The following is a 24,570-nucleotide window of genomic DNA, read 5'->3' as shown; positions in this document are numbered from 1 at the left end:
GACAGTCTGCAGATGACTGCGGAAGGCAAATATGAGGTGTGAAAATGATAGGATTTTATAATTATACAGTTATACTCACTTATATCAGCTTTATATCGGCTGTGGCGGGGATTTTCAGCGCGGCTGCCATGCAGCTGCGATGGGCAATTTTTTTCCTTGCTTTTTCAGGTTTCTGTGATATGTTTGACGGGAAAATCGCCAGAATGAAAAAAGACAGGACGGAGGATGAGAAAAGCTTCGGAATTCAGATTGATTCCCTCTGCGATATGGTGTGTTTCGGAGCGTTGCCGATTATAATCTGTTACAGGCTGGGGATGGATCGGATATATGGGATGGCGATTCTGGCGCTGTACGGTCTGGCCGGGCTGATCCGCCTGGGATATTTCAATGTAATGGAGGCAAAGCGTCAGGCCGAGGACGGGGGGGCACGAAAGTATTATCAGGGTCTGCCCATCACATCCATGGCCATTGCACTTCCTGTTTTATTCGTGATATCGCCTCTGTTTCCCAGTCATCTTGCATTTGTTGTGGTGCTGCATATTGTGGTGGGGCTGGTAGGATTTCTGTTTGTTCTTAACTTTAAGGTACGTAAGCCTTCTGTGAAGGAGGTACTGCTGATTGTGGGAGTAGTTGCCTTTGCGGTTGCGGTGATTGTCTTCGCATGGAGGAGTTGGTGGGAACTGGTAAATTCCAGAGGATAAAAAGAGGGGCTGTCAAAGAAATACGGCAGAACTGCGGAAGGGGGATGGATTTATGGGTCTGATTGCAGACAGAAAAGGAAATGTAACGGAAGAAGTATCTCTGCAGGATCGTTTTCTGGAAGAACTGTATGGCCATGCGGCGGGAAGGGCGTTGTTGAGATTTCTGGTGACGCCGGCGGTGTCGAGACTGGGAGGAAGGCTCCTGGATTCCGGATTGTCCAGGGTGTTTATCGGCAGATTTGTCCGCAGCCACGGAATTGATATGAGTGAATATCGTCCGAAAAAGTACCGCTCGTATAATGACTTTTTTACCAGAAGGATGGAGCCGAAAGCGCGCAGAGTGGAAATGGCACCGGAGGTTCTCGTCAGTCCCTGTGACGGCAGACTGAGTGTGTATGAGATAAACGAGAAGGCGTCTTTTTCTATCAAGCATACCCGATATACGGCGGAAAGCCTTCTGCAGAATAAGAAGCTGGCGGCGTCTTATGCCGGCGGTTATGTGTGGGTATTTCGGCTGTGTGTGGAGGACTATCACAGATATATTTATGCAGATGGAGGAACCGTGTCCAAACTGGTGTGGATTCCCGGCGTTTTACACACGGTAAATCCTGTGGCAAACGATGAGTTCCCTGTTTACAAAGAGAATACAAGGGAATACTGCATACTGCATTCCGACAATTTCGGCGAGATGATTCAGATGGAGGTCGGAGCTTTGCTGGTAGGAAAAATTCGGAATCATAATCGTGGAATCAAGGTAAAAAGAGGCTGGGAAAAGGGGAATTTTGCTTTTGGCGGTTCCACGATTATTCTTATGACCAAAAAAGGAGAAGCCTGCCCTGACGGGGATATTCTGGAGAATTCCCGCCGGGGAATCGAGACAAAGGTGCGTCTGGGAGAAGGTGTGGGCAGGCGGCTGTCACACTGATTTCCGGGGAACCGGTCCTGTGGAATTTCGTACAATCAGAGTTGCGCGCAGGAGAATCGAACCTATGGGGACTCGATTCAGCAGGCAGGAAAGGGCATAGAAGCCGCATTTACCCAGAGCAAGCCTGTCCTGGCGCACTGTGGTCAGTGGAGGCTGTGTGTGTGCGGCTATGGGGAGATCGTCAAAACCGATAATGCTTACGTCCCCTGGAATGCTGATGCCTCTGTCTTCGCATTCCGTGATGGCGGAAATCGCACGTACGTCGTGGGAGAAGAGAATGGCGGTAACCCCTTCGCCCAGAAGTCTGGGGACATACTTTCTGGTAGAATCGTTTATGTAATATTCCAGTCCGATGTATTTTTCATTGATTTCCAGCCCATATTTATCCATGGCATTGAGATAGGCATTGTATCTGGCCTTCAGGATATAGGAATCCAGAGGACCGGAGATCAGGCCTATTTTTTGATGGCCCAGGTCGACCAGATGCTTTACAGCCAGTTCGAATCCCTCCTGACTGTCGCAGCCTACGGAGGCAATGTTCGGATTTTCCTTGATATAATTGTCATAGAGAACAGCAGGAATTCTGGAAGTCCGAAACTCATGTATCCAGGGGTCCAGAAGACTGAATCCCAGCACAAAGGAAGCCTGGTATCCATGCTCCATCATAAACACCGTGTAGGGGATTCCCCTCTGAAATTCCTTGTCCAGAGGAATCACGTCTATTTTCCAGCCGTCAGGTTCGGCCATCTGCTTAAACCCCAATATGAGATCATGACCGAATTGATTGGGTGTCCGATAGTCCATGTTTTCCACAAGAATACAGAGCTTTTTTTCCTTTTTCTGCAGGCGTCTGTTGACATAGCCCATTTCCACAGCTGTTTCCAGAATTTTCTTACGCATTTCCTCGCTGACATCTCTGGCGTTGTTCAGGCCTTTGGAAACGGTACTTTTGGATATTCCCAGTCTGGCAGCAATATCATTTATCGTCGTCATAAATAGATTCCCCCTTAAAAGCCGCTGCACTACATCGGCGTTTTACTGCCGGTTTAAAAATTTGTGAAAAATTACAACAATTTTGCCTGTCGATATATGGATTATAACAGGACGGTGATGAAAAAACAAGTATGTCAGCGAAACTTTATTTCCTGACGTTATCAATATAAATGGCGGAATAGGAAGAAGAAAAGTCGAATCCGCGTGCCCCCTTTTTCAAATGAACCCACAAAAAGGTAAAATTAAACAGAAATGGGAAAAATTGGAAAAAGAAATAAACGATTTTCTGTCAAAACTGACAATCGGAAAAACAGGAAGCTGCAATTGCAAAAATACAATAATATCGAAAATGGAAAAATAAAGTTTCGTTATCAGGTTTCGAAAAAATTTCGAAACGGCATACAAAGTGCATAATACATCGCAGAAAATGAGAAGAAAAGACAAAAATATGCACAAAATCAAGCTTGACGAAAAAATTAAAATATGATATTTTCATCTCAATGAAATATTAAGAAACAATAAAATTTTTCTTAAAGGAGGAACTTTAAAATGAAAAAGCTTTACGCAGCATTGTTGACAACAGCTCTGGCAGCTTCCGTTCTGGCAGGATGCGGTAAGGATGGCGGAAGCCAGTCAGGGGGGGCAGTCAGCCTTAAAGTATGGTGTCCCCAGAACCAGATTGACACAGGTGCCATGAAGCAGATGCAGGATGCATTTGCAGAAGCACATCCCGAGTACCAGATTACCTGGACCACAGAAGTTGTGGGTGAGGATAAGTGCCAGGACGAAGTGCTTAAGGATGTAGGCAACGCGGCGGATGTATTCCTGTTTGCCAGTGACCAGCTTCCGCAGCTGGTGGATGCAGGGGCCATTGCACAGCTGGGCGGCGATACCGAGGCGATGGTAAAGAACGATATCGCTGAGGCGGTTGTTGACACCGTCACACAGGACGGTAAGATTTACGGGATTCCTTTTACCCACAATACCTTCTTTATGTACTATGACAAGACTCTCCTGGATGAGTCCGACATCACATCTCTGGAGAAGATCATGGCCAAGGAAACGGCAGACAATGTATACAACTATTATTTTGAGTCTGCGGGCGGCTGGAAACTGGGCTGCTATTACTACGGCGCGGGCTGCAGCATTTTCGGACCTGAAGGCAGCGACCTTTCTGCAGGTGTAGACTGGAACAACGCAACCGGTCTGGCTGTAACCAATTATCTGATTGACCTGATCAATAACCCCAAATGTGCTTTCGACGGTGAGATTACTGTAACCGAGCTGATTGAGGGCCACAGACTGGGCGCATGGTTCGGCGGTACATGGGAATATGAGAATTTCCACAGCATCCTGGGCGATGATCTGGGAATGGCAGTTATCCCTACTTTTAACCCTGACGGCAATGATTATCAGTTGCTGAGCTTCTATGGTTCCAAGGCTATCGGCGTAAACGCACAGTCCAAGAATATGGCTGCAGCTGTTCAGTTCGCCGCATTTATTGGAAACGAAGAGAATCAGGTTCTGCGTTATGAATTGTCCCAGCAGGTTCCTGCCAACAAAGCGGCCGGCGCCAGCGAGAAGGTTCTGGCGGATCCTCTTGCGGCAGTGCTTGTAGAGCAGTCCAATAACGCCAGCGTGGCACAGCCTTCCAACTCCGTATTCAGCTCCAGATACTGGTCTTATGCAGGTGCAATCCCCACCGAAATCAGAAGCGGTGAAATCACCAAGGACAATGCACAGGCGAAGCTGGATGCTTTCGTTCAGGCTATGACAGCGGAATAAAATTTTTGCGGGAACATAAATCAGCAGGTGTCGAGGGGCACCTGCGGAACTCTAATCAGCAGGTGAAGCGAAGACACCCGGAAGGATTGACGGACGCTGTGCGGCCGGCAATTCTTCCCGTGAGGGGTGTCGAGGGGCACCTGCGGAACTCTGATAGGAGATAAATCTAATGGGACTTTTTAAGAGAAAAGCTTCGCTTAAGTATGATAAGCCCAGGGACGAAAGCATTTCGCAGGTATTTAAAAAGGGTGATACCATTACCAGACTTTCCTTTATCGTTTTCGGACTTGGCAACATAATGAATAAACAGGTGGCCAGAGGATTGATTTTCCTGGCACTGGAGATTCTCTATTTTGTATACATGATTGTATTTGGTATCGGAGCCATTGGTGACTTTATAACTCTGGGCACCGTGGAACAGGGGCAGGTGTACAATGAGGCTCTGGGGATCTATGAGTATTCCATGGGTGATAATTCCATGCTCTGTCTGCTGTATGGCGTTATTACTCTGGTGTTGACTGCGGCATTTCTCTTTGTAGCCTGTATGTCTGCAAAAAGTGCTTACTGCACCCAGATACGCAAGGCAAAGGGACAGCATATTCCCACTTTCCGGGATGACATCCGTTCCCTGCACGAAGAGAATCTGCATGCGTTTCTGCTTTCTTTTCCTATTATCGGTATTCTTGTATTTACCATTGTGCCGCTGGTATTTATGATTCTCATTGCCTTTACCAGCTATGACCATGAGCATCAGCCGCCCGGAACGCTGTTCTCCTGGGTGGGGCTGGAGAACTTCAAATCGCTGATTGCTTCCAGCGGCTCTCTTGCCACCACTTTCTGGCCCGTTTTGGGATGGACGCTGATCTGGGCTGTGTCGGCCACTGTGACCTGCTACATCCTGGGACTGTTGCTGGCGCTTTTGATCAACCGCAAGGGTACGAAGGGAAAAGGCTTCTGGAGATTTATGTTCGTGCTCTCCGTGGCAGTTCCCCAGTTCGTTACGCTGCTGACCATGAGAACAATCTTCAATGCCAACGGACCTGTCAATGTACTTCTGAGAGATTTCGGCATCATCGGGGCAACGGATTCTGTGCCTTTCTTCACGGACCCGCTGCTGGCGAAGATAACCATTATCTGTATCAATATCTGGATCGGTGTACCTTTTACCATGCTGTCCACCACCGGCATTCTGCAGAACATTCCTGCGGATCTGTATGAGGCGGCGAAGATTGACGGTGCCAGTGCTCCTGTTATTTTCAGAAAGATTACGCTGCCTTACATGATATTTGTAATGACGCCCAACCTGATTACCTCCTTTACAGGAAATATCAATAACTTCAACGTGATTTTCCTTCTGTCAGGCGGCGGTCCCGATTCCCTGGAATACTATTACGCAGGTAAAACGGATTTGCTGGTCACCTGGCTTTACAAGCTGACCATCACCCAGAAGGACTACAACCTGGGCGCCGTGATTGGTATTCTGGCGTTTATCATCCTTGCAACTCTGTCACTGTTAACTTACCACCGTACAGGTGCTTACAAAGATGAGGGGGCGTTCCAATAATGAAAATGAAAAGAAGAATTACCAACGGAGCATGTTATGTGCTGCTGACGGTATTGAGCATTATCTGGGTACTGCCGATTTTATTTGTTATCCTGACTTCGTTCCGTGCGGAGGGCGGTTCCTATAAAACCTATATCTGGCCCAAAGGATTTACTCTGAGCAACTATACGGAACTGGTGCAGGGAGTGAACAGCAAGATTACTGGGGGAACGAGTATCGATTTTACCAGGTGGTTTCTGAATACACTGGTGATAGCAATTTTCAGTACGATACTTTCGGCGTTTTTTGTGTTGTGCGTATCTTATGTTATGAGCCGACTTCGTTTCAAGATGCGCAAGAATTTCATGAATATTGCCATGATACTGGGTATGTTCCCGGGTTTCATGTCCATGATTGCCGTATACTACATTCTGAAAGGTCTGGGATTGCTGGAGACAGGTGTGCTGAAACAGCTGTCGCTGATCCTGGTCTATTCCGGAGGCGCGGGTCTGGGATTCTATATGGCAAAGGGATTTTTTGATACGATTCCCAGATCCATCGACGAGGCCGCCTATATCGACGGCGCCACGAAATGGGATACCTTTATCAGGATTACCATACCTTTGTCAAAGCCGATTATCACCTATACGCTGCTGACCTCTTTTATGGGGCCCTGGGTGGACTACATTTTTGCAAAGGTTATCATGGGAAATGACACGAAATACTACACAATAGCAATCGGCCTGTGGACCATGCTGGAAAAGGAATACGTGGATTACTATTATACGCAGTTCTATGCGGGGTGTGTGCTGATTTCCATTCCCATAGCCATTGTCTTCCTGCTGTCACAGAGATGCTATGTGGAAGGCGTTGCAGGAGCTGTAAAGGGATAAGTGAAAAATCTGACAATATGATGTAAAGTGATGTAAACTATACTTAGGAACTGTCGCGAAACAATTTACCGATGGTCAGGGAAATTTTGAGACAGTTCCGTGTGCTGCTGCAGAATACGAATGCTTATTTTGTAGCAGCATTTTTAATAGGTTTCTTTAGTGCCGTCGCGCAGCGACTTTGAATAGGAGACAGGGAAAGTGAAAAAAGGATAGCTGAGAATATGGCTTTTTTCGCCGGTGAAGAATTTGACGCGAAATTCCGGTATGACGGAAAGGATTTGGGCGCGGTCTGTGCAGAGGGGAGCACAGTATTCAAGGTATGGAGTCCTTTGGCCGAGAGAGTGGAACTGCGTCTGTATCGGGACCAAACCGCGGAAAGCTTCCTCAGAAAGGAGCTGAATGCGGAGGAAAAAGGTGTCTGGAAGCTTGCCTTTCAGGAAAATCTCCACGGAATTTATTACGACTATCTGGTAAGAACGGAGGGGAAGGATACAAGAACTGCGGACCCTTATGCGGTAGGCTGCAGCTGCAACGGAGGAAGGAGCATGGTGGTGGATTTGAGACAGACAGATCCGCCGGGCTTCCAGTCTGACAGAGCGCCAAAACAGGGGGAGGAGCGGATTATATACGAGCTGCACATCAAGGATTTCTCCTATGATACGGAAAGCGGTGTGCCGGAAGCATACAGGGGGAAATATAAGGCATTTACGGTGACAGGGACAGGGGGAGAATATCCCACTTGTATGGAATATCTGAAAAAGCTGGGGATTACGCATGTGCATCTGCTCCCCTTTTTTGACTTTGGGTCCGTGGATGAAGCAGGAGATGAGAAACAGTTTAACTGGGGGTATGACCCTGTGAACTATAATGTGCCGGAAGGCTCCTATGCCACGGATGTCTCGGACGGGACGGTCCGAATCCGGGAATGCAAGGAAATGATTCAGGCATTGCACAAAAACGGAATAAGAGTTATTATGGATGTGGTATATAATCATACTCATGAGAACGATTCGTGGTTCCAGAGAATGATGCCGGATTATTATTACCGTTACATGGAGGACGGCAGTCTCTCCAACGGTTCCGCCTGTGGAAATGATATTGCGGTGGGGCGCTCCATGGTTGATAACTATATTGCAGATTCCGTGATGTACTGGGCCAGAGAATACCATTTGGACGGATTCCGCTTTGATTTGATGGGGCTGTTGACAGTGGAACTGATGAACCGGATTCGCAGGGAGCTGGACGAGGCGTTCGGTGTTGGCGAGAAAATGCTGTACGGAGAGCCCTGGAGTGCGGATGACTCTCCCCTGGAAAAGGGAACCAGACCCGCCGTGAAGAAGAATACAGGCTATTTGAGTGAGGGAATCGGCATCTTCAGCGATGACACCAGGGATGCCATAAAGGGCAGTGTGTTCTACAGCCGGGAGCCGGGATTTGTCAACGGGGGAGAAAATCTGGAATCGGCAATTCTTCATGCGGTAACAGGCTGGAAGGACGGCGGTGCATGTTTTCTGCCCAAAAGCTGCGGACAGATTGTCAATTATGTGTCGGCCCATGACAACTTTACGCTCTGGGATAAGCTGGTACTGTCCATGCACCGGGAGAATGCGGATTTTGACAGGCAGTATGAGGATGTGCTTGCCGCCAATAAGTTGGCCGCCTTCATCTATTTTACCTGTCAGGGGAATCTGTTTCTGCAGGCCGGGGAGGAGTTCGGACGAACGAAGCATGGAGAGGACAACAGCTACTGTTCAACGCCGGAGCTGAATATGCTCAGATGGCACAGGACCGTTGAATACAAAGATCTGGTACACTACTATAAAGGACTGATACGCCTGCGGAAATGTCTGCCGGGGCTGTGTGATAAATCGCCGGATGCTGCCGCCAGAATTACCAACGCCAGGATCCACGGGGACGGCGTGGTGTCATTTCAGGTAGACAACAGAGATACTCGTCTCTGTCCATGGGAGGAATTGTTCATTATATATAATGCTTCTTCCGAAGACTGTCTCATTGAGATGTCGGAGCCTGTGTGGAACGGGAAGGCAGTGAAGGATCCGGAAGAAGGAGGAAGAAATCCCGGGAATCGAACAGTCAGGAAGCAGAGCACGCTGCAGCCTGTAATACGGGAGAGCTTCTGGGAGGTTCTGGCGGATGAAAAAGAGGCGGACTGCCGCAGAAGGGCCGAAATAACGGAAAACAGTATCCGGGTGGCTGCCCATGGCGGCATGTTGCTGGGAAAGAGAAAGGAGTAAAAAAGGAGATATGAAAAGAGCGAGCGGGTTACTGCTTCCGATTGCCAGCCTGCCGTCCCGGTACGGCATTGGCTGTTTTTCCAGAGAAGCGTATGATTTTGTGGACTGGCTGAAAGAGGCGGGACAGAGTTACTGGCAGATTCTTCCGCTTTCCCCTACCAGTTATGGAGATTCCCCTTATCAGTCTTTTTCCTCTTTTGCAGGGAATCCTTATTTTATTGATTTGGAGACACTGGTAAAAGAGGGGATGCTGACGGAGGAGGAATGTGAGGCATGTGATTTCGGTGATGATCCCAACCGAATCGATTACGGGAAAATATATGAGCAGCGGTTTTCTCTGCTGCACCTGGCCTATGAGCGAAGCAATATCGCGAAGAATCCGGAATTTATTTCTTTTACACAGGAAAACGCGGACTGGCTGGAGGATTATGCTCTTTTCATGGCGGTGAAGCTCCGGTTTGAGGGAGCCGCATGGGACGAATGGGCGGAGGATATCAGGAAACGCTGGTCCAATGCGCTGGATTATTACAGAAGAGAGTGTTACTTTGACATTGAGTTCTACAAATATCTTCAGTTCCAGTTTCATGTACAGTGGACGAAACTGAAGGAATACGCCAATGAAAACGGAATTCAGTTTATCGGAGACATTCCCATTTATGTGGCCTTTGACTCGGCAGATGCCTGGGCAAATCCGGAAATGTTCCAGTTTGACGAGGATTATCGGCCCACGGCCGTGGCAGGCTGTCCTCCCGATGCATTTTCCGCCACGGGGCAGTTGTGGGGGAATCCGCTGTATAAATGGGACTATCACACCCGGACGAATTTTCACTGGTGGTGCAGGCGGCTGGAGCATTGCTTCAAACTGTATGATGTGGTGAGAATTGACCATTTCCGTGGATTTGACGAGTATTACAGCATTCCTTTCGGCGCGGAGACTGCCATAAACGGTCATTGGGAGAAAGGGCCCGGGATGGAGCTGTTCAGGGCTTTGAAAAGCAGACTGGGCGACAAGGCGATTATCGCGGAAGACCTGGGCTTTCTCACGGATTCCGTGGTGCAGTTGCTGAAGGATAGCGGATATCCGGGGATGAAGGTGCTGGAATTTGCCTTTGACCCCAGGGAAGAGACTGATTATCTGCCCCACAGCTATGACAGAAACTGTGTGGTATATACCGGAACTCACGACAACGAGACACTGGTGCAGTGGTGGAAGGGACTGGACGCGGAATCCAGAGCTTTTGCCCAGGAATACATGGATAATGCGGATACGCCGGACGAGAGGAAATACTGGGATTTTGTGCGCCTGGCCATGATGAGCTCCGCCAATACCTGTATTACGCCGCTTCAGGATTATCTGGGGCTGGATGCGGAGGCCAGAATCAACAAGCCGTCCACCCTTGGAGGAAACTGGGAATGGCGGATGGATGCACAGATGCTTTCGGAAGAAATGCGTGAGAAAATCTACCGGCTGACCAGAATCAGCAGCAGACTTTCGGAGGAGAAGCAGCAGATAGAGAAAGAGAAACTTGCGCAGAAGAAGGCGGCAGAGGAGAAGGCAAAGCTGGAGAAGGAGAAGAAACAGAAGGCGAGGGCAGAGAAACCAAAGTCGGAGCGGAACAAGGCGCAGGAAGAGAAAGCAAAGTCGGGAACGGAGAAGGCGCAGGAGGATAAAGCAAAGTCGGAGACTGAGAAGGCAGAGGAGAGAAAATCGAAGACTGTGTGGAAGAAGCAGGAAGAACCGGTATCGGAGAAGGCATAAGAAAAGGAGTGCCCCGGGGCAGAGGACAGTGCGTGAAACAGTGAAGGTTTAGCCTGTAAATAGCAGGAGAAGACAGCACCGACGTCAGTGCGGGAGAGCGCACCGACGAAAACGGGGAGAAGAAAGTACGGCAGAAATGACACCGGGGAAGCAAGAATCAGCGCCTGCGGAAAGAGAGAAAAGATATGACAGCATGGAGGTTACAATGAAGTTTATCTATGGAAAACAGGACTGGAAGAGTTTTGAGCGGGGAGAGGAAAATTGCTATTTGATGACGAATGGCCTGGGGGGATTTTCGTCGCTTACCATGATTGGTTCCTGCGGACGGAATGATCATGCGGTGTTGATGGCCTGTGTGCATTCTCCTAATCACCGATATAATATGATTCACCGTCTGGAAGAAATATTGTGCATCGGGGCAGAACGGATACATATTTCCAGTCAGGCCTATGAGAAGCCTGCGGACAGGGAGGAAGGATATCTCTGGCAGACGGAATTTTCCTATGAAGATTATCCCCAATGGACCTATCTGGCAAAGGGTGTGGAGGTGGTGCGGACCATTGTGCTGATGCAGGGGGAGAATTCCGTTGGAATATCCTATGAAATCAGAAATTCTTCCGGGGAGGAAGTGTCGCTGGAGGTATATCCGCACCTGCAGTTTGTGCCAAAAGGAAATCTGCTTTCAAAAGAACAGAAGTTCACAGTAGAGCTGCTCTGTGCAAAACCTGTAAAAGCACAGGGGGATATTGCGGACGGGGAACGAGACGAAAGCACTGTCGGAGAGCACGGCGTGAAAGCTGCTGAGGTGAAAGGGAGGATTGCCGCAAACGGACAGACACTGCATTTTCAGACCAATGGGGAGTTTGAGGAATTGCCGCTGAATTTCAGTGAAAACCTCTATTATGCCTATGATGCCTGCGACGGAAGGAGAGAGACCGGCAGAACTGCAGTGAATCACTGCATGAAGATTGCAGTACCTTCCGGAGCGATCGGCAGGCTCTGGATGGTGTATGGAATTTCGACCAATCTTCCGGGAGTGGAGGAGATGACTGAGAACATGCGGGAACACAGGAAGGAATTACGGGAGCAGGCTGATTTCCGGAATGAAACGGCACAGGTTCTCGTTCAGAGTGCGCATCAGTTTATTTCCTATCGCTCTTCCACAGCAAAGCAGACAATATTGGCCGGTTTTCCTTTTTTTGAGGACTGGGGGAGGGATACTATGATTGCCATGGTGGGATGCTGCCTGGCAACTCGCAGATATGAAACGGCGGAGAGTATTCTGCAGACTTTTATGACCTATTGCAGAAAAGGACTCATGCCCAATCTCTTTCCGGAGGGAAAGGAGTCGCCCGGGTATAACACTGTGGATGCTTCGCTACTGTTTATTCTGGCAGTGTATGAATATTACAGAAGGACCCAGGACAGCATCCTGGTGAAAAGTGCATATCAGACGATGAAAGAAATCATAAGCTGGTATGAAAAGGGAACGGAATATGGCATCAAAATGGATGAAGACGGGCTGATTATGGCCGGACAGGATTACGATCAGGTGACCTGGATGGATGTGCGTGTGGGAGAGATTCTTCCCACGCCCAGGCACGGAAAGCCCGTGGAAATCAATGCATATTGGTATAATGCCCTGTGCATCATGAACGAGTTTCGAAAGTTTTATCCGGAGGACGAGAAGGATTATGCCCGGATGGCCGGGAAGGTGAAGGAAAGTTTCGGACAGTTCTGGAATGAAGAGGCGGGCTGCCTGAAGGATGTGATTTCCGGAACGAAAGCGGACAACCAGATTCGATGCAACCAGATTTGGGCGGTGTCGCTTCCGTTTTCCGTGCTGCCGCAGCAGCGGGAAAAGCAGGTGGTGGAGATGGTGTTCCGGAAATTGTATACACCTTACGGCCTGCGCACTTTAGATCCGGCAGATGAAGAATTTCATGCATTTTATGGCGGGCCGCAGCTGGAACGTGATCTGGCCTATCACCAGGGCACGGTATGGGTATTCCCGCTGGGAGGCTATTACCTGGCTTACCTGAAAGTACACGGTTACTCGGAAGAGGCAAAGCAATATGTAGACAGGCAGCTGGAAAGCATCAACGCCGCGCTGAGGGAGGGATGCATCGGCCAGCTGCCGGAAATCTATGACGGCGGCAGTCCCGTATCCTCGAAGGGATGCTTCGCCCAGGCATGGAGTGTGGGTGAGATTTTGCGGGTGTATGATGCGCTGCGGAGCTGAAAACGGCAATTGTGAAGTGAAAGTTACCGCAGAAAATGGCGCTGTGCCGGCAGTGACAGAGCTGAAATAATAGAACAGACGATGACAGAATTAAGATAAGGAAAATTATGTATCGTAATTATATATTTGATTTTTACGGGACTCTGGCGGATATCCGCACAGACGAGGAGAATCCCCTGTTGTGGGAAAAAATGAGTGAAATATATTCGGCACTGGGAGCCTGTTACAGTGCGGCACAGATCCGGGAAAGATTCCGTTTTCTGGAGCGGGAAGAGAGCAGAAGAATCGGCGGGGAAGAGGCGGAGCCGGATTTGACGAAAGTATTTGCGCTGTTATATCAGGAGAAAAAGGTTCCTTGTGATGTACAGCAGGCGAAAATGACGGCGATTACATTTCGGGCGCTGTCCAGGGAATATATCCGGGCCTATGACGGGGTGAAGGAGCTGCTGGGAGAATTGCGGCGGCGGGAGAAGAAAGTTTATCTGCTGTCCAATGCTCAGACGGATTTTACCAGGCCGGAGATTGAGATGCTGGGACTTACGCCGTATTTTGACGGCATTTTCATTTCGTCGGAGCAGGGATGTAAGAAGCCTTCTCCCGTATTTTTTGAAAGTCTTCTGCGGCACTTTGAACTGAATCCCGCGGAGTGTATCATGATTGGAAATGACGAGAGTGCGGATATTACCGGAGCCCGCAGGGCAGGCATGGATTCGCTGTATATTCATACGGATATATCGCCGAAAGAATACGGCAGAGTTCAGGCCACTTATCGTGTGATGGACGGAGACTTCCGGAAGATTCGGAATCTGGTTCTGAGGGATTAGATGTCACTGGAAATGAAAAGGGCAGCTTATGAATAATTATAAATTTTTGATTGAATATGACGGAAGCCGCTATTCCGGCTGGCAGCGTCAGCCGGAACAGACTACCATTCAGGGGAAGCTTGAGAACGTGCTGGGCGTGCTGTGCGGAAAGGAGACGGAAGTCATCGGAGCCGGCCGCACGGACGCCGGCGTTCATGCCAGAGGGATGGCAGCCAATGCTTTTCTGGAGACGGACTGTACGCCGGAGGAGATTCGGGACTACCTGAATCGCTACCTGCCCGACGACATTGCGGTGAAGGAGGTCAGGCAGGCTTCCCCCAGATTTCATGCCCGTTATAATGCAATCGGCAAGACCTATCGTTATACCTGTTACACAGGGGAGGTCAGACCGGTTTTCGACAGAAAGTACTACTGGGCACTGGATGAAATGCCTGATGTGAAGCTTATGCTGCAGGCGGCAGAGCTGCTGAAAGGGGAACATGATTTTCGGAATTTCTGCGTGAATCCCCGGATGAAGAAATCCACCGTGCGGGTGGTGGACCGGATTGAAATCACCTGTGAGGGCGGATATCTGTATTTCACTTTTCATGGAACAGGATTCCTGCAGAATATGGTTCGCATTATGGTGGGTACCCTGCTGGAAGTGGGCTGCGGCCGGATGACGCCGCAGCAGGTGAAAGAAGTTCTCGAATGTCCGGACAGAAAAAAGGCGGGGCCTACGGCTCCGCCTCAGGGGCTTTGTCTGATGAGCGTGGACTATGACTGATGTCCGGTCCGCGCTTCCCTGCTCCATTTATCCAAGGCGCCTCACAGGGATCCAGATAGCGCTTTCGTAATTACTGTCCGCTGTATCCCCGCCGGAATACCATTCTATATTGATCGGGAACGTCATTTCAAAATCCTGATTTCCGGGAAGCCATTCCGAAAAAATTCGGGTATTGACTGTCTGCAAAGCCTGCGGCATGGTTCCGATACACTTAAATTTAGCCCATTCACTGGCAGGAATTTCAAAAACTTTCATCCCTTTCGGAATTTTTCCTCCCTGATACGCACCTGCAATATAATAGCGAAACTGCTTTCCATCCCCAATATCATCAATGCAGACTCCAAATTCTCCTACCATACACTCCGCAATGGTCTGCCTGATTTCGTTCTCTTCCTGATCGAACCCAGCGTCGCTTCCACAGTATCGTCCACAGAATTCAGACCAGAATTCAGGGATTTCCCGATACGAAGTGTCATACGAAAAATTCCTTTCAAACCCGATCATTTTCATGGGTTCCCTTTTTTCAATTGTAAAGTCCATTTTGTTTCCTCCTTTAATCGAAATCTCCACTGTCAGGGGCAGGAATACCTTTATTCGATGAGGCTGTTCCCGAAGACGCATGGGAGATACGCCGTGAAAGCGGGAGAAAGCCCTTGTAAAGCTTTCCGGGGTATCATACCCGTATTTATATGCCAGATCGATGATCTTCTCTTCGGCATATCCGCTGTTTCTTTCCCTGTATGGGCTTTTTTCACGGCAATCACCGCCTCCCCTTATGACATCCAATCCTGCCAGATACAGCCGGCGGTTCCTGAGGTACTCACCGATAGAATAGCCTGTCACAATTTTAAAGCCCTTCTGAAAATAGAAAGGAGATATATGCACCGCATCTGCTACTTCCATGGCGCCAATATCCGTGAGCAGATGCTCTTCCATATAGTCGATTGATTTCCTTAAACTTGCCAGCCATTCCATCTCTTTCCTGCCTCCTGAAAACAGTATAGCTTATCCGAAGGTGAAAATCCTGCCTTTTTATGCTTTAAATTGTCCGAACTGCTCCTGGATCGTGTTTGAAAATTCATTCCCGCCATCTGCACGCCCTACTTTGCGGTATCTTTGGGTCAAATTCAGGTTACATAGCCCGCTATGCGCCCTTCATTTGACCCAAATCTCCCACAAATTGTGACGCACATCTGGCAGAAAGCAATTTTCAAACACGCTCTGGGGATGCACCGAATTCCTTTCACAGTCGGGGTGCGGTTTCCTGTAAACTGGCCTGAAATGTGGTAAAAACAGCAGAAAACGTTGGCGGCTGGAGGATACTTTACATAACAGCGCAATTACCCCATGTTTTCCCGGGCCACAAGGCGCTCCGCACCGTACATTTTACGCAGCTTTGGCTTCTCAATTTTCCCGGTGGCATTCCTGGGAATCTCGCTGAAAATGATTTCTTTGGGGCGCTTGTACCTGGGCAGCTCTCTGCAGAACTGCTCGATTTCTTCCCGGGTACATTCCGTGCCTTCCTTGATTTCGATGATTGCCGCTGTCTTTTCTCCCAGACGCCTGTCAGGCAGGCCGATGACGGCTGCATCTTTTATTTTATCATACCGTCTCAGGAAGTCTTCTATCTGTACCGGATAGATATTCTCACCGCCGCTGACAATCACATCCTTTTTGCGGTCTACCAGGAAATAGAAGCCCTCTTCATCCTGCACGGCCATATCGCCTGTGTAGAGCCACCCATCCTTCAGAGCGTCGGCAGTGGCCTGCTCGTCCCGATAATAACAGGTCATGAGACCGGGCCCTTTGACACAGAGCTCGCCCACATCTCCCTGACTTACTTCCATACCGTTCTCGTCCACAATTTTGCAGGACCAACGATAACCCGGAACACCGATGGCGCCCACCTTGTGGATATTTTCCATTCCCAGATGCACGCAGCCGGGGCCGGTGGACTCGGAGAGCCCATAATTGGTATCATAATCATGGTCCGGGAAATAAGCCTTCCAGCGCTTGATGAGAGAAGGCGGAACCGGCTGTGCGCCGATGTGCATCAGGCGCCACTGCTTCAGCTGATAGTCTTCTGCTCTTATGGCGCCGGAATCCAGCGCATCCAGAATATCCTGCGCCCAGGGCACCAGCAGCCAGACAATGGTACAATGCTCATTGGAGATGGCAGAGAGAATGGTCTCCGGTTTCGTCCCTTTCAACAGAATGGCTTTGCTCCCTGCCACCAGACTGCCCATCCAGTGAAATTTGGCGCCGGTGTGGTACAGAGGCGGGATACAGAGAAAAGTGTCGTCCCGGTTGGTGCCGTGATGCTTCTGCTCCATCTCCGCCGCCTGCGTCAGGCTCTGATGCTTATGTAAAATCGCTTTGGGAAAACCGGTGGTTCCCGAAGAGAAATAAATTGCACCGAAATCTTCCTCCGTGATTTTGATATCAGGAGCCTGGCTGGAATAATCTGCCACCAGCTCGTGGTAGCTCTCGGCAAAGCTGGGGCAATTGTCTCCCACATAAATCAGAAGTCTTCCCTTACAGAGACGTTCGGCATTCAGCTCGATACGGCCGATGAACGCAGGCCCGAATACGATGATATCCACTTCGGCCAGTTCGGCGCAGTAGAGGATTTCTTCCGCGTCATATCGGAAATTAAAAGGTACCGCAATGGCACCGGTTTTCAGCACACCGAAATATATGGGGAGCCATTCCAGGCAGTTATACATGAGAACAGCTACTTTATCTCCCTTCTTAATTCCCCGGCCGATGAGCATATTGGCGAAGCGGTTGGCCTTCTCATTGAAAACACTCCACGTAATCTCGTGCCGATAAGGCTGAAAGGAATCAGGCTGAATCAGCTCATATTCTTTCCATGTGGTCCTCCGGGTGTCCTTTTCGTCCGGGTTCAGCTCCACCAATGCGATTTCGTTGGGATACATTCGGGCATTTCTGTCCAGATAATCTGTTACTGGCATGGCTTTTGGTCTCCTTATTTGTAGTTTCGCAGATGCACATTTATTTAATGCGGGATAATTTGACACTGTAAAGTGCTGCATTATTAAAGGTATCATATCTTGGCGGAAAAGTCAATTTTATGTGGGGGGATGAAGTAAAATTTAATGGTACAGACGTAACAGTTCAGTGTCTGGTCTGAACTGTTACGTACAGACCGGACCAGGAGAAGTATAATGGAATTTAGGTAATTGAAAGTGAAGAGTGGTCTGCTTATTGGAATGTGATTACAGGCTGTGCAAAGGGCGACTGCCTGCATTAAAGAAGCAGCTAAAGAAGTCATGGCTGGATCTGAAAAGCAAAAAGGCCGAAGGGTGCCATATAAACTCAAGGGAAATTAAAAAACACTGATGGGATGTATTCCGCCTGTTCCAATTGGTACAGGCGGACCGGAAAATAACGGTTCTGGAGTCTGCCAGCGGGAACATTACACAGTTTGTAGCCCCAATGCGTGAGACAGAGAGCTGCTTAACAGATATTTTTATGGTCTGAAGATTAGCAGGAAAATGACATTAAATATCTTCATTGATAACTGAACTATTGATGGATCGCGGAAAAAAGTATACATTTATCCGCGATTCGTGAGGCACAAATCGAAAGAAAATTTCAACCAAGAAAGCTCTGATACCAATTCGCAATTTTAAGCAATATCAACAAATAATATTCCCTAAAACGCTGAATCACATTCTAACACACTTGGATTTCTTTTGCAAGGGTAGTCGTGGAAAAAACTATAGTTTTATCCGTATTTTATCCACATCTCCAGGCACTATGGAAAGCCGGAATTGTCGACATTTTCCTGATATCAGTCGAAGACAGAGAGGTGCGTATGTGGTATGCGGTACATGTAAAGGATGGGGATGAGGCAAAAACGGAATCTTTCGTGGAGAGTGCGCTGCCAAAGGAACTGTATGTCAGATGCTTCCATCTGACCAGAAGCAGGCGGAAGAAATATGGCGGGCAGTGGCAGACTGTGCGTGAGAAGCTTCTGCCGGGATACGTATTCATTGCCACAGATCATCCGGAGGCGGTGTACCGTGAGCTGAAAAAGCTGCCGAAGCCACGGATGTTGGGAGCTGATGCATGGGCGTCTATATTGGAGAAAAAGGAATCTGACCTGATGGAACGACTGGCAGATACAGAGGGAGAGATTGGCCTCTCAAGAGTGCGGGTGGACAGTGACGGCAATGTGGAATTCCTGTCCGGTCCCCTCCGGAAGGTGGGAGATATGGTACGTAAAGTAGATCTGCACCGGAGGGTGGCTGAGGTGGAAACGGACATTCTGGGAGGCAGGGTGCTTTATCTTGGGATAGAGATTGAAAAGTGAGGCTGGAGCTTATGGAATGTGGTATGTGATACAGGTCTACACAGGCCGGGAGATGGAGATTGCTCAGAAATGCCGGGACAGAGTCATAGGAGAGAACGAGGATGTGTTCGTTCCTCTGGCAGAGAGGCAGACAAAGCTTCGGGGTGAATGGCAGATTATCAGGACCAGACTTTTTCCCGGGTATATTTTCATTGAGACGGACAGGCCTCGGGAGCTCTATATGCGCCTGAAAGAAATAAAGGTTATGACGAAGCTGCTGACCACGGGAGAAGAAATTACACCCTTATACAGAGACGAAGAGGACTATTTGCGGAGCCTGCAGGATGAGGCTCATGTGGTGAGGTATTCGGAAGGGTATCTGGAAGGGGACAGGCTTGTGGTCACAGAGGGAGCGCTGGCTGGCTATGAAGGGAAGATTAAGAAAATTCTGCGGCACAAACGTTTGGTGGTGCTGGAGGTACCTTTGCTGGGAAGGACAGTGGAAGTGACACTGGGGCTTGGGGTGGTGGAGAAGCGGGGAGAATGTTAAGAAGCTGCAGTTTGTATACGACGCTTCGCGCGCGGTATGGAAGGCAGTGGACAAAGCGGTAGAACGCCGGGATAGAGATATGCCGAATGGCGAAGCACGTCCTGAAGGCAGCAAATTACAGGTCTGTGGAGGTTCCACAGGCTTGTTTGGCAGATAAATATAAGACAGCAATAAATATTTTGGAATTATAGACAAAGAAAAGGACTGTAAGATCTCATAAAACGGAACTATATCAGAGGTCAAATGAAATTATGCTTTATTGTGGATTATCGCTGACGGCGATAATTTTTTTATGAAATAAAATTAAATTCTCTTATTGAGATGTACAAATGGCTTTTACAGACAGCGGGAGAGATAGAAAATGGCGTTTAATAATGCGGGCAGATTTCAGCCTTTTGAGCAAAAAGTATGGCTTTCTTCTCCGACGATGCACGGAGAAGAGATGGAATATGTAAGAGAGGCATATCAAACCAACTGGATGTCTACGGTTGGAGAGAATATAGATCGGATTGAAACACTTGCACGGGAAAAGAGCGGGTGTAAGCATGCAGTAGCATTGTCGGCCGGAACAGCAGCACTGCATATGGCAATGAAGTTGGCAGGACAGGAGTTGTATGGCCAGCCGTCAGTGGGTTATGGTGCCCTGGAAGGAAAGAGAGTTTTTGCCAGTGATTTGACTTTTGATGCAACAGTAAATCCCATCATATATGAGAATGGTATTCCGGTATTCATTGACACAGAGGAAGATACCTGGAACATGGATCCTGTTGCTTTAGAAAAGGCATTTGAAATTTATCCAGAAGTAAAGCTGGTGGTCATGGCACATCTGTACGGAACTCCGGGAAAGATGAATGAGCTGAATGCAGTGTGTGAAAGACACAAAGCGATTATTGTTGAGGATGCCGCAGAGTCATTGGGCGCCACATATAAGGGAAAACAAACAGGTTCATTTGGAAAATATAATTGTATCAGCTATAACGGAAACAAGATTATCACGGGAAGTGCAGGGGGAATGCTTCTGACGGACAGCGTGGAAGCCGCCAATAAGGTGCGTAAGTGGTCTACACAGGCCAGAGAGGCAGCTCCGTGGTACCAGCATGAAGAGTTAGGATATAATTACCGGATGTCGAATGTGATTGCCGGTGTTGTAAGAGGACAATATCCATATCTGGAAGAGCATATTGCCCTGAAAAAGGCGATTTATGAGCGATACAAAGAAGGTCTGAAGGATCTTCCTGTCAGGATGAATCCATATGATACAGAGAATAGTGAGCCAAATTTCTGGCTGAGCTGCCTTTTTATAGATAAGGATGCCATGTGCAAACAGATCAGAGGTGAAACAGATGTCTGCTATGTGAAAGAAGCAGGTAAATCTTGCCCTACTGAGATACTGGAAGCACTTGCTTTTATCAATGCAGAGGGAAGACCCATCTGGAAGCCGATGCATATGCAGCCTATTTACAGGATGAATGGATTTATCACCAGAGGTGGCAATGGCAGGGCAATGACGAATGCATATATGGAAGGTTCAGTTACAGATGTTAGTATGGACATTTTCAATAGAGGGTTTTGCCTGCCAAGTGATAACAAAATGACAACTGGGCAGCAGGATATGATTATTAATGTGATCAGGGCCTGCTTTGAATAAAAGACGGAGAAATTGTGTGGAAAAAGTTAAAAAAGGCCCATATGCTCTGTTCTTCAAGCGGCTAATAGATATTATATGCTCTCTGTTGATGATGGTATTGTGCTGCTGGCTGTATGCCATAATTGCCTTTCTGGTACGGGTCAAGCTGGGTTCACCGATATTGTTCAAACAGGAGCGTCCGGGAAAGATAGATTCCAAGACGGGAAAAGAAAAGATTTTCTACCTTTATAAGTTCAGGACTATGACGGACACAAGGGATGATAAAGGAGAACTTCTGCCAGACAATGAAAGGATTACACCTTTTGGAACCTGGTTACGCCGAACTAGCATGGATGAGATACCTGAGGTATTCAACATATTGAAGGGCGATATGTCTCTGATAGGGCCAAGACCTTTATTGGTCAGATATTTGGACAGGTATAATGAAGAACAACGTCACAGACATGATGTTAGACCGGGACTTACTGGCTATGCGCAGGCGCATGGAAGAAACAATGTATCTTGGGAAGATAAATTCGCAATGGACATCTGGTATACGAAGAATATTTCTTTTTCAGGTGACATGAAAATTATCCTGGATACAGTTAAAACTGTATTAAAACGTGAGGGAATCAGTTCTGAAACCTCTGTGACAATGGAAGAATTTATGGGTACATCGGAAGATGTGAAAGCGCAATGGAGGGCGCCAAATTGAACAGACTGATTATTATCGGGGCCAGTGGACATGGCAGGGTTGTAGCAGATATTGCAAGGTTAAATGAATATAAGGATATAGTTTTTCTTGATAACAATTCTGACTTGAAAGAGTGTGCAGGATATCCTGTTCTTGGACCGGATATTATGACGGCAGAGCTTGACGGGGATATCTTTGTTGCCGTTGGAAATGGAAGGATAAGAAAGAAATTGATGGAGCGGGATAAGGGAAGAATATTTCCCGTTTTGATTCATCCTCACGCTGTAATTGCAGCTGATGTTCTGATTGGTGAGGGGTCTGTGGTTATGGCGGGGACAGTCATTAATGGAAATACAGAGATAGGCAGAGGGTGCATTGTAAATACAAGTGCTTCTGTAGATCATGATTGTATCCTGGGGAATTTTGTACATGTATCCGTGGGGGCTCATCTTTGTGGGACTGTAACAGTTGGTGAAGATACCTGGATTGGTACGGGAGTGATCGTTTCTAATAATGTTGAAATCTGTTCGGATACGATTATCGGTGCCGGAGCAGTGATCATAAATACTATTGCGGAAGAAGGAATCTATATAGGCGTTCCGGCGAAGAAAGTAGATGGAGATGAAAAGGTGAATATAACAGATGATAAGGTTAGCAAAATAAAAGGGAGTAATTCGGGGAGGTACTCAGTTAGCTGTCCCTTTGTAGCCACTTATAGTTGGCAGTACAGGAAGGCGGCATGAATGAACAGGAATAATAATCGTTTTCTATATATAATTGGTGCCGGAGGCTTTGGCAGGGAAGTAGCTTGGCTTGTTGAAAGGTTTAATGCTGTTTCTGCGGAAGAACAATGGGAGCTCAGAGGGTTTATTGATGACAACGTTGAACTGTGGAACACTGCTATTGACTGTTATAAAGTTCATGGCGGATATGATGTGTTGGAGAACAGTTCGGAGGATGTCTGGTGTATAGTAGCCATTGGGAACCCAAAAGTTCGAAAGAAAATAATTGAACGACTAAGGAGCTTTTCACATATTCATTTTGCAAGGCTGGTTGACCCAAGTGTTAAGATGAGTGAGACTTCTACAATAGGAGAAGGCAGTATTATCTGTGCCGGAACAATTATTACTGTGGATGTGAAAATTGGTTCGCACTGTATTATCAATCTTGATTGCACAGTGGGACATGATGCATGGATTGCCGATTTTGTTACATTATACCCATCTGTTAATGTCAGTGGATGTGTAAAGGTAGGAGAGAGTACAGAACTTGGAACAGGCAGTCAGATTATTCAGGGAGTGAGTGTCGGAAGAGGTACTGTTATTGGTGCCGGAAGTACGGTTATCCGCAATATTGAGGATGAGGTTACAGCAGTGGGGTCACCTGCCCAAAATATAAAACGTCATTGATAAAAGTTGAGGAGTCAATGACAACAACTTATAAATAATGATAATAAGAAATTATAAATGGATGGAGGAGATAATCTATATAAGTCTATATGGATTGGAATTAAAAATGAAAAAAATTAAAGGTATCTTTTGCCATGACTTACCTATATATAAAGACAAAAATGGTATGTACGGATGTACTACACTTACAGATGATGTGTTTAAAAGATATCTTAATCATGTGGATGAATTAGTTGTTGCGACTCGGGTATATCATCTTGACTGTACACTGGAAGATGTACACCAGGAAAAAATTACATTACCAAATCTAAAATTTATAGATATTCCCAATCTTAATAAGCCACAATATCTTTTGACAAGACTTCATAGGGCAACAAAAATGATGGAAGTGGAATTTAAAGAGTGCGATCTTATTTTTATCAGAGGAGGTACGATAGCTGACATAGGTGTGGCACTTGCAAAAAAATATAATAAGCCATATTTTTGCGAGTGTGCTGGAATTGCATTTGAAGGACTTTGGTATTACAGTTTATTGGGAAAACTGATAGCTCCATTTTCTGAGTTGCATACTAAAAAGATGGTCAGAAAGGCCGCTTATGTTGCTTATGTAACAGATGAATATCTTCAGAAGAGATATCCGACAAAAGGTGTTGCTGCAAACATATCTGACGTTGTGATTGAGAAAGTAGAGGATGCTGTATTAGAAAAGCGTATTGAAAAGATAAAATCAAGAAGACCAGATGAACCGTGGATTATTGGAACAGCAGCTGGACTTATGACAAGACTGAAGGGGCAACAATTTGTGATTGAAGCAATGTCCAGACTGGGAGACCGTTATAATATAAGATATGAATTGGCTGGAACGGGAAATCCTGAGTATCTTTTGTCAGTAGCAAAGAAATTCCACGTTGAAGACAGAGTTGTGATAAAAGGGGAAATTAACCACAATGAGATACTTTCATGGATGGATTCACTTGATACATATATTCAGCCAAGTATGCAGGAGGGACTTCCAAGAGCTCTCATGGAGGCAATGAGCAGAGCTTGCCCGTGTATAGGATCTACAGCAGGTGGAATACCTGAACTATTAGAACCTGATGCAATATTTAAGCGAGGCGATATATTGCAGCTTACAAACATTATGAGCGAATTTTACGAAAGTAACTGGTATGATCATAGCAGGTATAACTATTCACGAGTAAAGCACTTTCGCCGAGACATATTAGAAGAAAAAAGAAAAGACTTTATTGGAAGATATAGAAACTATGTTTTGAATGGGAAATGAT

General features: G+C 47.3%; 20 protein-coding genes and 1 pseudogene. 17 read left to right on the top strand and 4 right to left on the bottom strand.

Translation table 11 applies throughout. The annotated features are described in order from the left end of the window. Window positions 1–44 precede the first annotated feature (44 nt). Complete coding sequence (locus NSB25_RS09445; RefSeq protein ID WP_103237533.1) at window positions 45–701, top strand: CDP-alcohol phosphatidyltransferase family protein; 657 nt, start codon at window positions 45–47, stop codon at window positions 699–701. A gap of 52 nt (window positions 702–753) precedes the next feature. Further along, on the top strand, window positions 754–1,626 hold the full coding sequence (locus tag NSB25_RS09440; RefSeq protein WP_103237532.1) for a phosphatidylserine decarboxylase: 873 nt from the start codon (window positions 754–756) through the stop codon (window positions 1,624–1,626). On the opposite strand, the gene NSB25_RS09435 is transcribed toward NSB25_RS09440, so the two are convergent. Further along, the gene (locus NSB25_RS09435; RefSeq protein WP_103237531.1) at window positions 1,618–2,619 is read right to left on the bottom strand and encodes a LacI family DNA-binding transcriptional regulator; all 1,002 of its coding nucleotides are present in this window, start codon (window positions 2,617–2,619) and stop codon (window positions 1,618–1,620) included. The two genes, NSB25_RS09440 and NSB25_RS09435, sit on opposite strands and share 9 nt — an antisense overlap. Before the next feature lie 549 nt (window positions 2,620–3,168). Here NSB25_RS09435 and NSB25_RS09430 point away from each other — a divergent pair. From NSB25_RS09430 to truA, 8 genes and pseudogenes are all read left to right on the top strand, one after another. Next, a complete protein-coding gene (locus tag NSB25_RS09430; RefSeq protein WP_103237530.1) occupies window positions 3,169–4,404 on the top strand; it encodes an extracellular solute-binding protein in 1,236 nt (411 codons plus the stop codon). A gap of 169 nt (window positions 4,405–4,573) precedes the next feature. Further along, window positions 4,574–5,968, top strand: a complete 1,395-nt coding sequence (locus tag NSB25_RS09425) for a carbohydrate ABC transporter permease (protein WP_103237529.1) — start codon at window positions 4,574–4,576, stop codon at window positions 5,966–5,968. After that, window positions 5,968–6,840, top strand: a complete 873-nt coding sequence (locus NSB25_RS09420; protein WP_103237528.1) for a sugar ABC transporter permease — start codon at window positions 5,968–5,970, stop codon at window positions 6,838–6,840. The genes NSB25_RS09425 and NSB25_RS09420 overlap by 1 nt, the downstream gene beginning before the upstream one ends. 221 nt (window positions 6,841–7,061) lie before the next feature. Continuing rightward, window positions 7,062–9,095 (top strand): type I pullulanase, encoded by a 2,034-nt coding sequence (gene pulA / locus NSB25_RS09415; protein ID WP_103237527.1) that lies wholly within the window; start codon window positions 7,062–7,064, stop codon window positions 9,093–9,095. Window positions 9,096–9,105: 10 nt separating this feature from the next. Continuing rightward, window positions 9,106–10,587 (top strand): annotated as a pseudogene (malQ, locus tag NSB25_RS09410) (4-alpha-glucanotransferase); the annotation flags it as partial. 472 nt (window positions 10,588–11,059) lie between these two features. Then, entirely contained in the window at window positions 11,060–13,096 is a 2,037-nt protein-coding gene (locus NSB25_RS09405; protein WP_103237708.1) for an amylo-alpha-1,6-glucosidase, read from the top strand. A gap of 107 nt (window positions 13,097–13,203) precedes the next feature. Next, window positions 13,204–13,920 (top strand): HAD family hydrolase, encoded by a 717-nt coding sequence (locus NSB25_RS09400; RefSeq protein WP_103237525.1) that lies wholly within the window; start codon window positions 13,204–13,206, stop codon window positions 13,918–13,920. Window positions 13,921–13,948: 28 nt separating this feature from the next. Beyond that, window positions 13,949–14,686, top strand: coding sequence for a tRNA pseudouridine(38-40) synthase TruA (truA, locus tag NSB25_RS09395; protein ID WP_103237524.1), 738 nt, complete (start codon window positions 13,949–13,951; stop codon window positions 14,684–14,686). A 27-nt stretch (window positions 14,687–14,713) separates the two neighbouring features. On the opposite strand, the gene NSB25_RS09390 is transcribed toward truA, so the two are convergent. From NSB25_RS09390 to NSB25_RS09385, 3 genes are all read right to left on the bottom strand, one after another. Then, window positions 14,714–15,661 carry an AraC family transcriptional regulator gene (locus NSB25_RS09390; protein ID WP_103237523.1) on the bottom strand — a complete coding sequence of 316 codons (948 nt, stop codon included), beginning with the start codon at window positions 15,659–15,661 and terminating at the stop codon, window positions 14,714–14,716. A 152-nt stretch (window positions 15,662–15,813) separates the two neighbouring features. Continuing rightward, window positions 15,814–15,879: a DUF6783 domain-containing protein gene (locus NSB25_RS29655; RefSeq protein ID WP_306817586.1), complete on the bottom strand. Its 66-nt coding sequence runs from the start codon at window positions 15,877–15,879 to the stop codon at window positions 15,814–15,816. A 147-nt stretch (window positions 15,880–16,026) separates the two neighbouring features. Then, entirely contained in the window at window positions 16,027–17,661 is a 1,635-nt protein-coding gene (locus NSB25_RS09385) for a class I adenylate-forming enzyme family protein (protein WP_103237522.1), read from the bottom strand. Window positions 17,662–18,527: 866 nt separating this feature from the next. Between NSB25_RS09385 and NSB25_RS09380 the strand changes: the two genes are divergently transcribed. The 7 genes from NSB25_RS09380 to NSB25_RS09350 all read left to right on the top strand — a co-directional run bounded on the left by NSB25_RS09380 (window position 18,528) and on the right by NSB25_RS09350 (window position 24,569). After that, entirely contained in the window at window positions 18,528–19,025 is a 498-nt protein-coding gene (locus tag NSB25_RS09380) for a transcription termination/antitermination NusG family protein (protein WP_103237521.1), read from the top strand. A gap of 16 nt (window positions 19,026–19,041) precedes the next feature. After that, entirely contained in the window at window positions 19,042–19,554 is a 513-nt protein-coding gene (gene loaP / locus NSB25_RS09375; RefSeq protein WP_103237707.1) for an antiterminator LoaP, read from the top strand. A gap of 361 nt (window positions 19,555–19,915) precedes the next feature. Beyond that, window positions 19,916–21,202 carry a DegT/DnrJ/EryC1/StrS family aminotransferase gene (locus NSB25_RS09370; RefSeq protein ID WP_103237520.1) on the top strand — a complete coding sequence of 429 codons (1,287 nt, stop codon included), beginning with the start codon at window positions 19,916–19,918 and terminating at the stop codon, window positions 21,200–21,202. A 16-nt stretch (window positions 21,203–21,218) separates the two neighbouring features. Beyond that, window positions 21,219–21,896 carry a sugar transferase gene (locus NSB25_RS09365; protein ID WP_278278783.1) on the top strand — a complete coding sequence of 226 codons (678 nt, stop codon included), beginning with the start codon at window positions 21,219–21,221 and terminating at the stop codon, window positions 21,894–21,896. Next, window positions 21,893–22,618, top strand: a complete 726-nt coding sequence (locus NSB25_RS09360; RefSeq protein WP_103237705.1) for an acetyltransferase — start codon at window positions 21,893–21,895, stop codon at window positions 22,616–22,618. Before NSB25_RS09365 ends, NSB25_RS09360 begins: the two co-directional genes overlap by 4 nt. Beyond that, entirely contained in the window at window positions 22,619–23,284 is a 666-nt protein-coding gene (locus tag NSB25_RS09355) for an acetyltransferase (protein WP_103237519.1), read from the top strand. It begins immediately after the preceding gene. Window positions 23,285–23,345: 61 nt separating this feature from the next. Then, window positions 23,346–24,569 carry a glycosyltransferase family 4 protein gene (locus tag NSB25_RS09350; protein WP_172454905.1) on the top strand — a complete coding sequence of 408 codons (1,224 nt, stop codon included), beginning with the start codon at window positions 23,346–23,348 and terminating at the stop codon, window positions 24,567–24,569. Window position 24,570: the final 1 nt, after the last annotated feature.

This window comes from Acetatifactor muris, from assembly GCF_024623325.1.
GTDB classification, from domain to species: Bacteria; Bacillota; Clostridia; order Lachnospirales; family Lachnospiraceae; genus Acetatifactor; species Acetatifactor muris.
Note: the sequence above shows the minus strand (reverse complement) of the source record. Positions and strands in the feature narration are given on the sequence as shown.

What these genes read in the sequence shown, in the direction of transcription:
- NSB25_RS09400 (WP_103237525.1), top strand. Translation starts at nt 13,204, where the DNA reads ATGTATCGTAATTATATATTTGATTTTTACGGGACTCTGGCGGATATC.
- loaP (WP_103237707.1), top strand. Translation starts at nt 19,042, where the DNA reads ATGTGGTATGTGATACAGGTCTACACAGGCCGGGAGATGGAGATTGCT.
- NSB25_RS09385 (WP_103237522.1), bottom strand. Translation starts at nt 17,661, where the DNA reads ATGCCAGTAACAGATTATCTGGACAGAAATGCCCGAATGTATCCCAAC.
- NSB25_RS09390 (WP_103237523.1), bottom strand. Translation starts at nt 15,661, where the DNA reads ATGGAATGGCTGGCAAGTTTAAGGAAATCAATCGACTATATGGAAGAG.
- NSB25_RS09380 (WP_103237521.1), top strand. Translation starts at nt 18,528, where the DNA reads ATGTGGTATGCGGTACATGTAAAGGATGGGGATGAGGCAAAAACGGAA.
- NSB25_RS09445 (WP_103237533.1), top strand. Translation starts at nt 45, where the DNA reads ATGATAGGATTTTATAATTATACAGTTATACTCACTTATATCAGCTTT.
- NSB25_RS09355 (WP_103237519.1), top strand. Translation starts at nt 22,619, where the DNA reads ATGAACAGGAATAATAATCGTTTTCTATATATAATTGGTGCCGGAGGC.
- NSB25_RS09440 (WP_103237532.1), top strand. Translation starts at nt 754, where the DNA reads ATGGGTCTGATTGCAGACAGAAAAGGAAATGTAACGGAAGAAGTATCT.
- NSB25_RS09425 (WP_103237529.1), top strand. Translation starts at nt 4,574, where the DNA reads ATGGGACTTTTTAAGAGAAAAGCTTCGCTTAAGTATGATAAGCCCAGG.
- NSB25_RS09350 (WP_172454905.1), top strand. Translation starts at nt 23,346, where the DNA reads ATGGAGGAGATAATCTATATAAGTCTATATGGATTGGAATTAAAAATG.
- pulA (WP_103237527.1), top strand. Translation starts at nt 7,062, where the DNA reads ATGGCTTTTTTCGCCGGTGAAGAATTTGACGCGAAATTCCGGTATGAC.
- NSB25_RS09430 (WP_103237530.1), top strand. Translation starts at nt 3,169, where the DNA reads ATGAAAAAGCTTTACGCAGCATTGTTGACAACAGCTCTGGCAGCTTCC.
- truA (WP_103237524.1), top strand. Translation starts at nt 13,949, where the DNA reads ATGAATAATTATAAATTTTTGATTGAATATGACGGAAGCCGCTATTCC.
- NSB25_RS09420 (WP_103237528.1), top strand. Translation starts at nt 5,968, where the DNA reads ATGAAAATGAAAAGAAGAATTACCAACGGAGCATGTTATGTGCTGCTG.
- NSB25_RS09405 (WP_103237708.1), top strand. Translation starts at nt 11,060, where the DNA reads ATGAAGTTTATCTATGGAAAACAGGACTGGAAGAGTTTTGAGCGGGGA.
- NSB25_RS09435 (WP_103237531.1), bottom strand. Translation starts at nt 2,619, where the DNA reads ATGACGACGATAAATGATATTGCTGCCAGACTGGGAATATCCAAAAGT.
- NSB25_RS09370 (WP_103237520.1), top strand. Translation starts at nt 19,916, where the DNA reads ATGGCGTTTAATAATGCGGGCAGATTTCAGCCTTTTGAGCAAAAAGTA.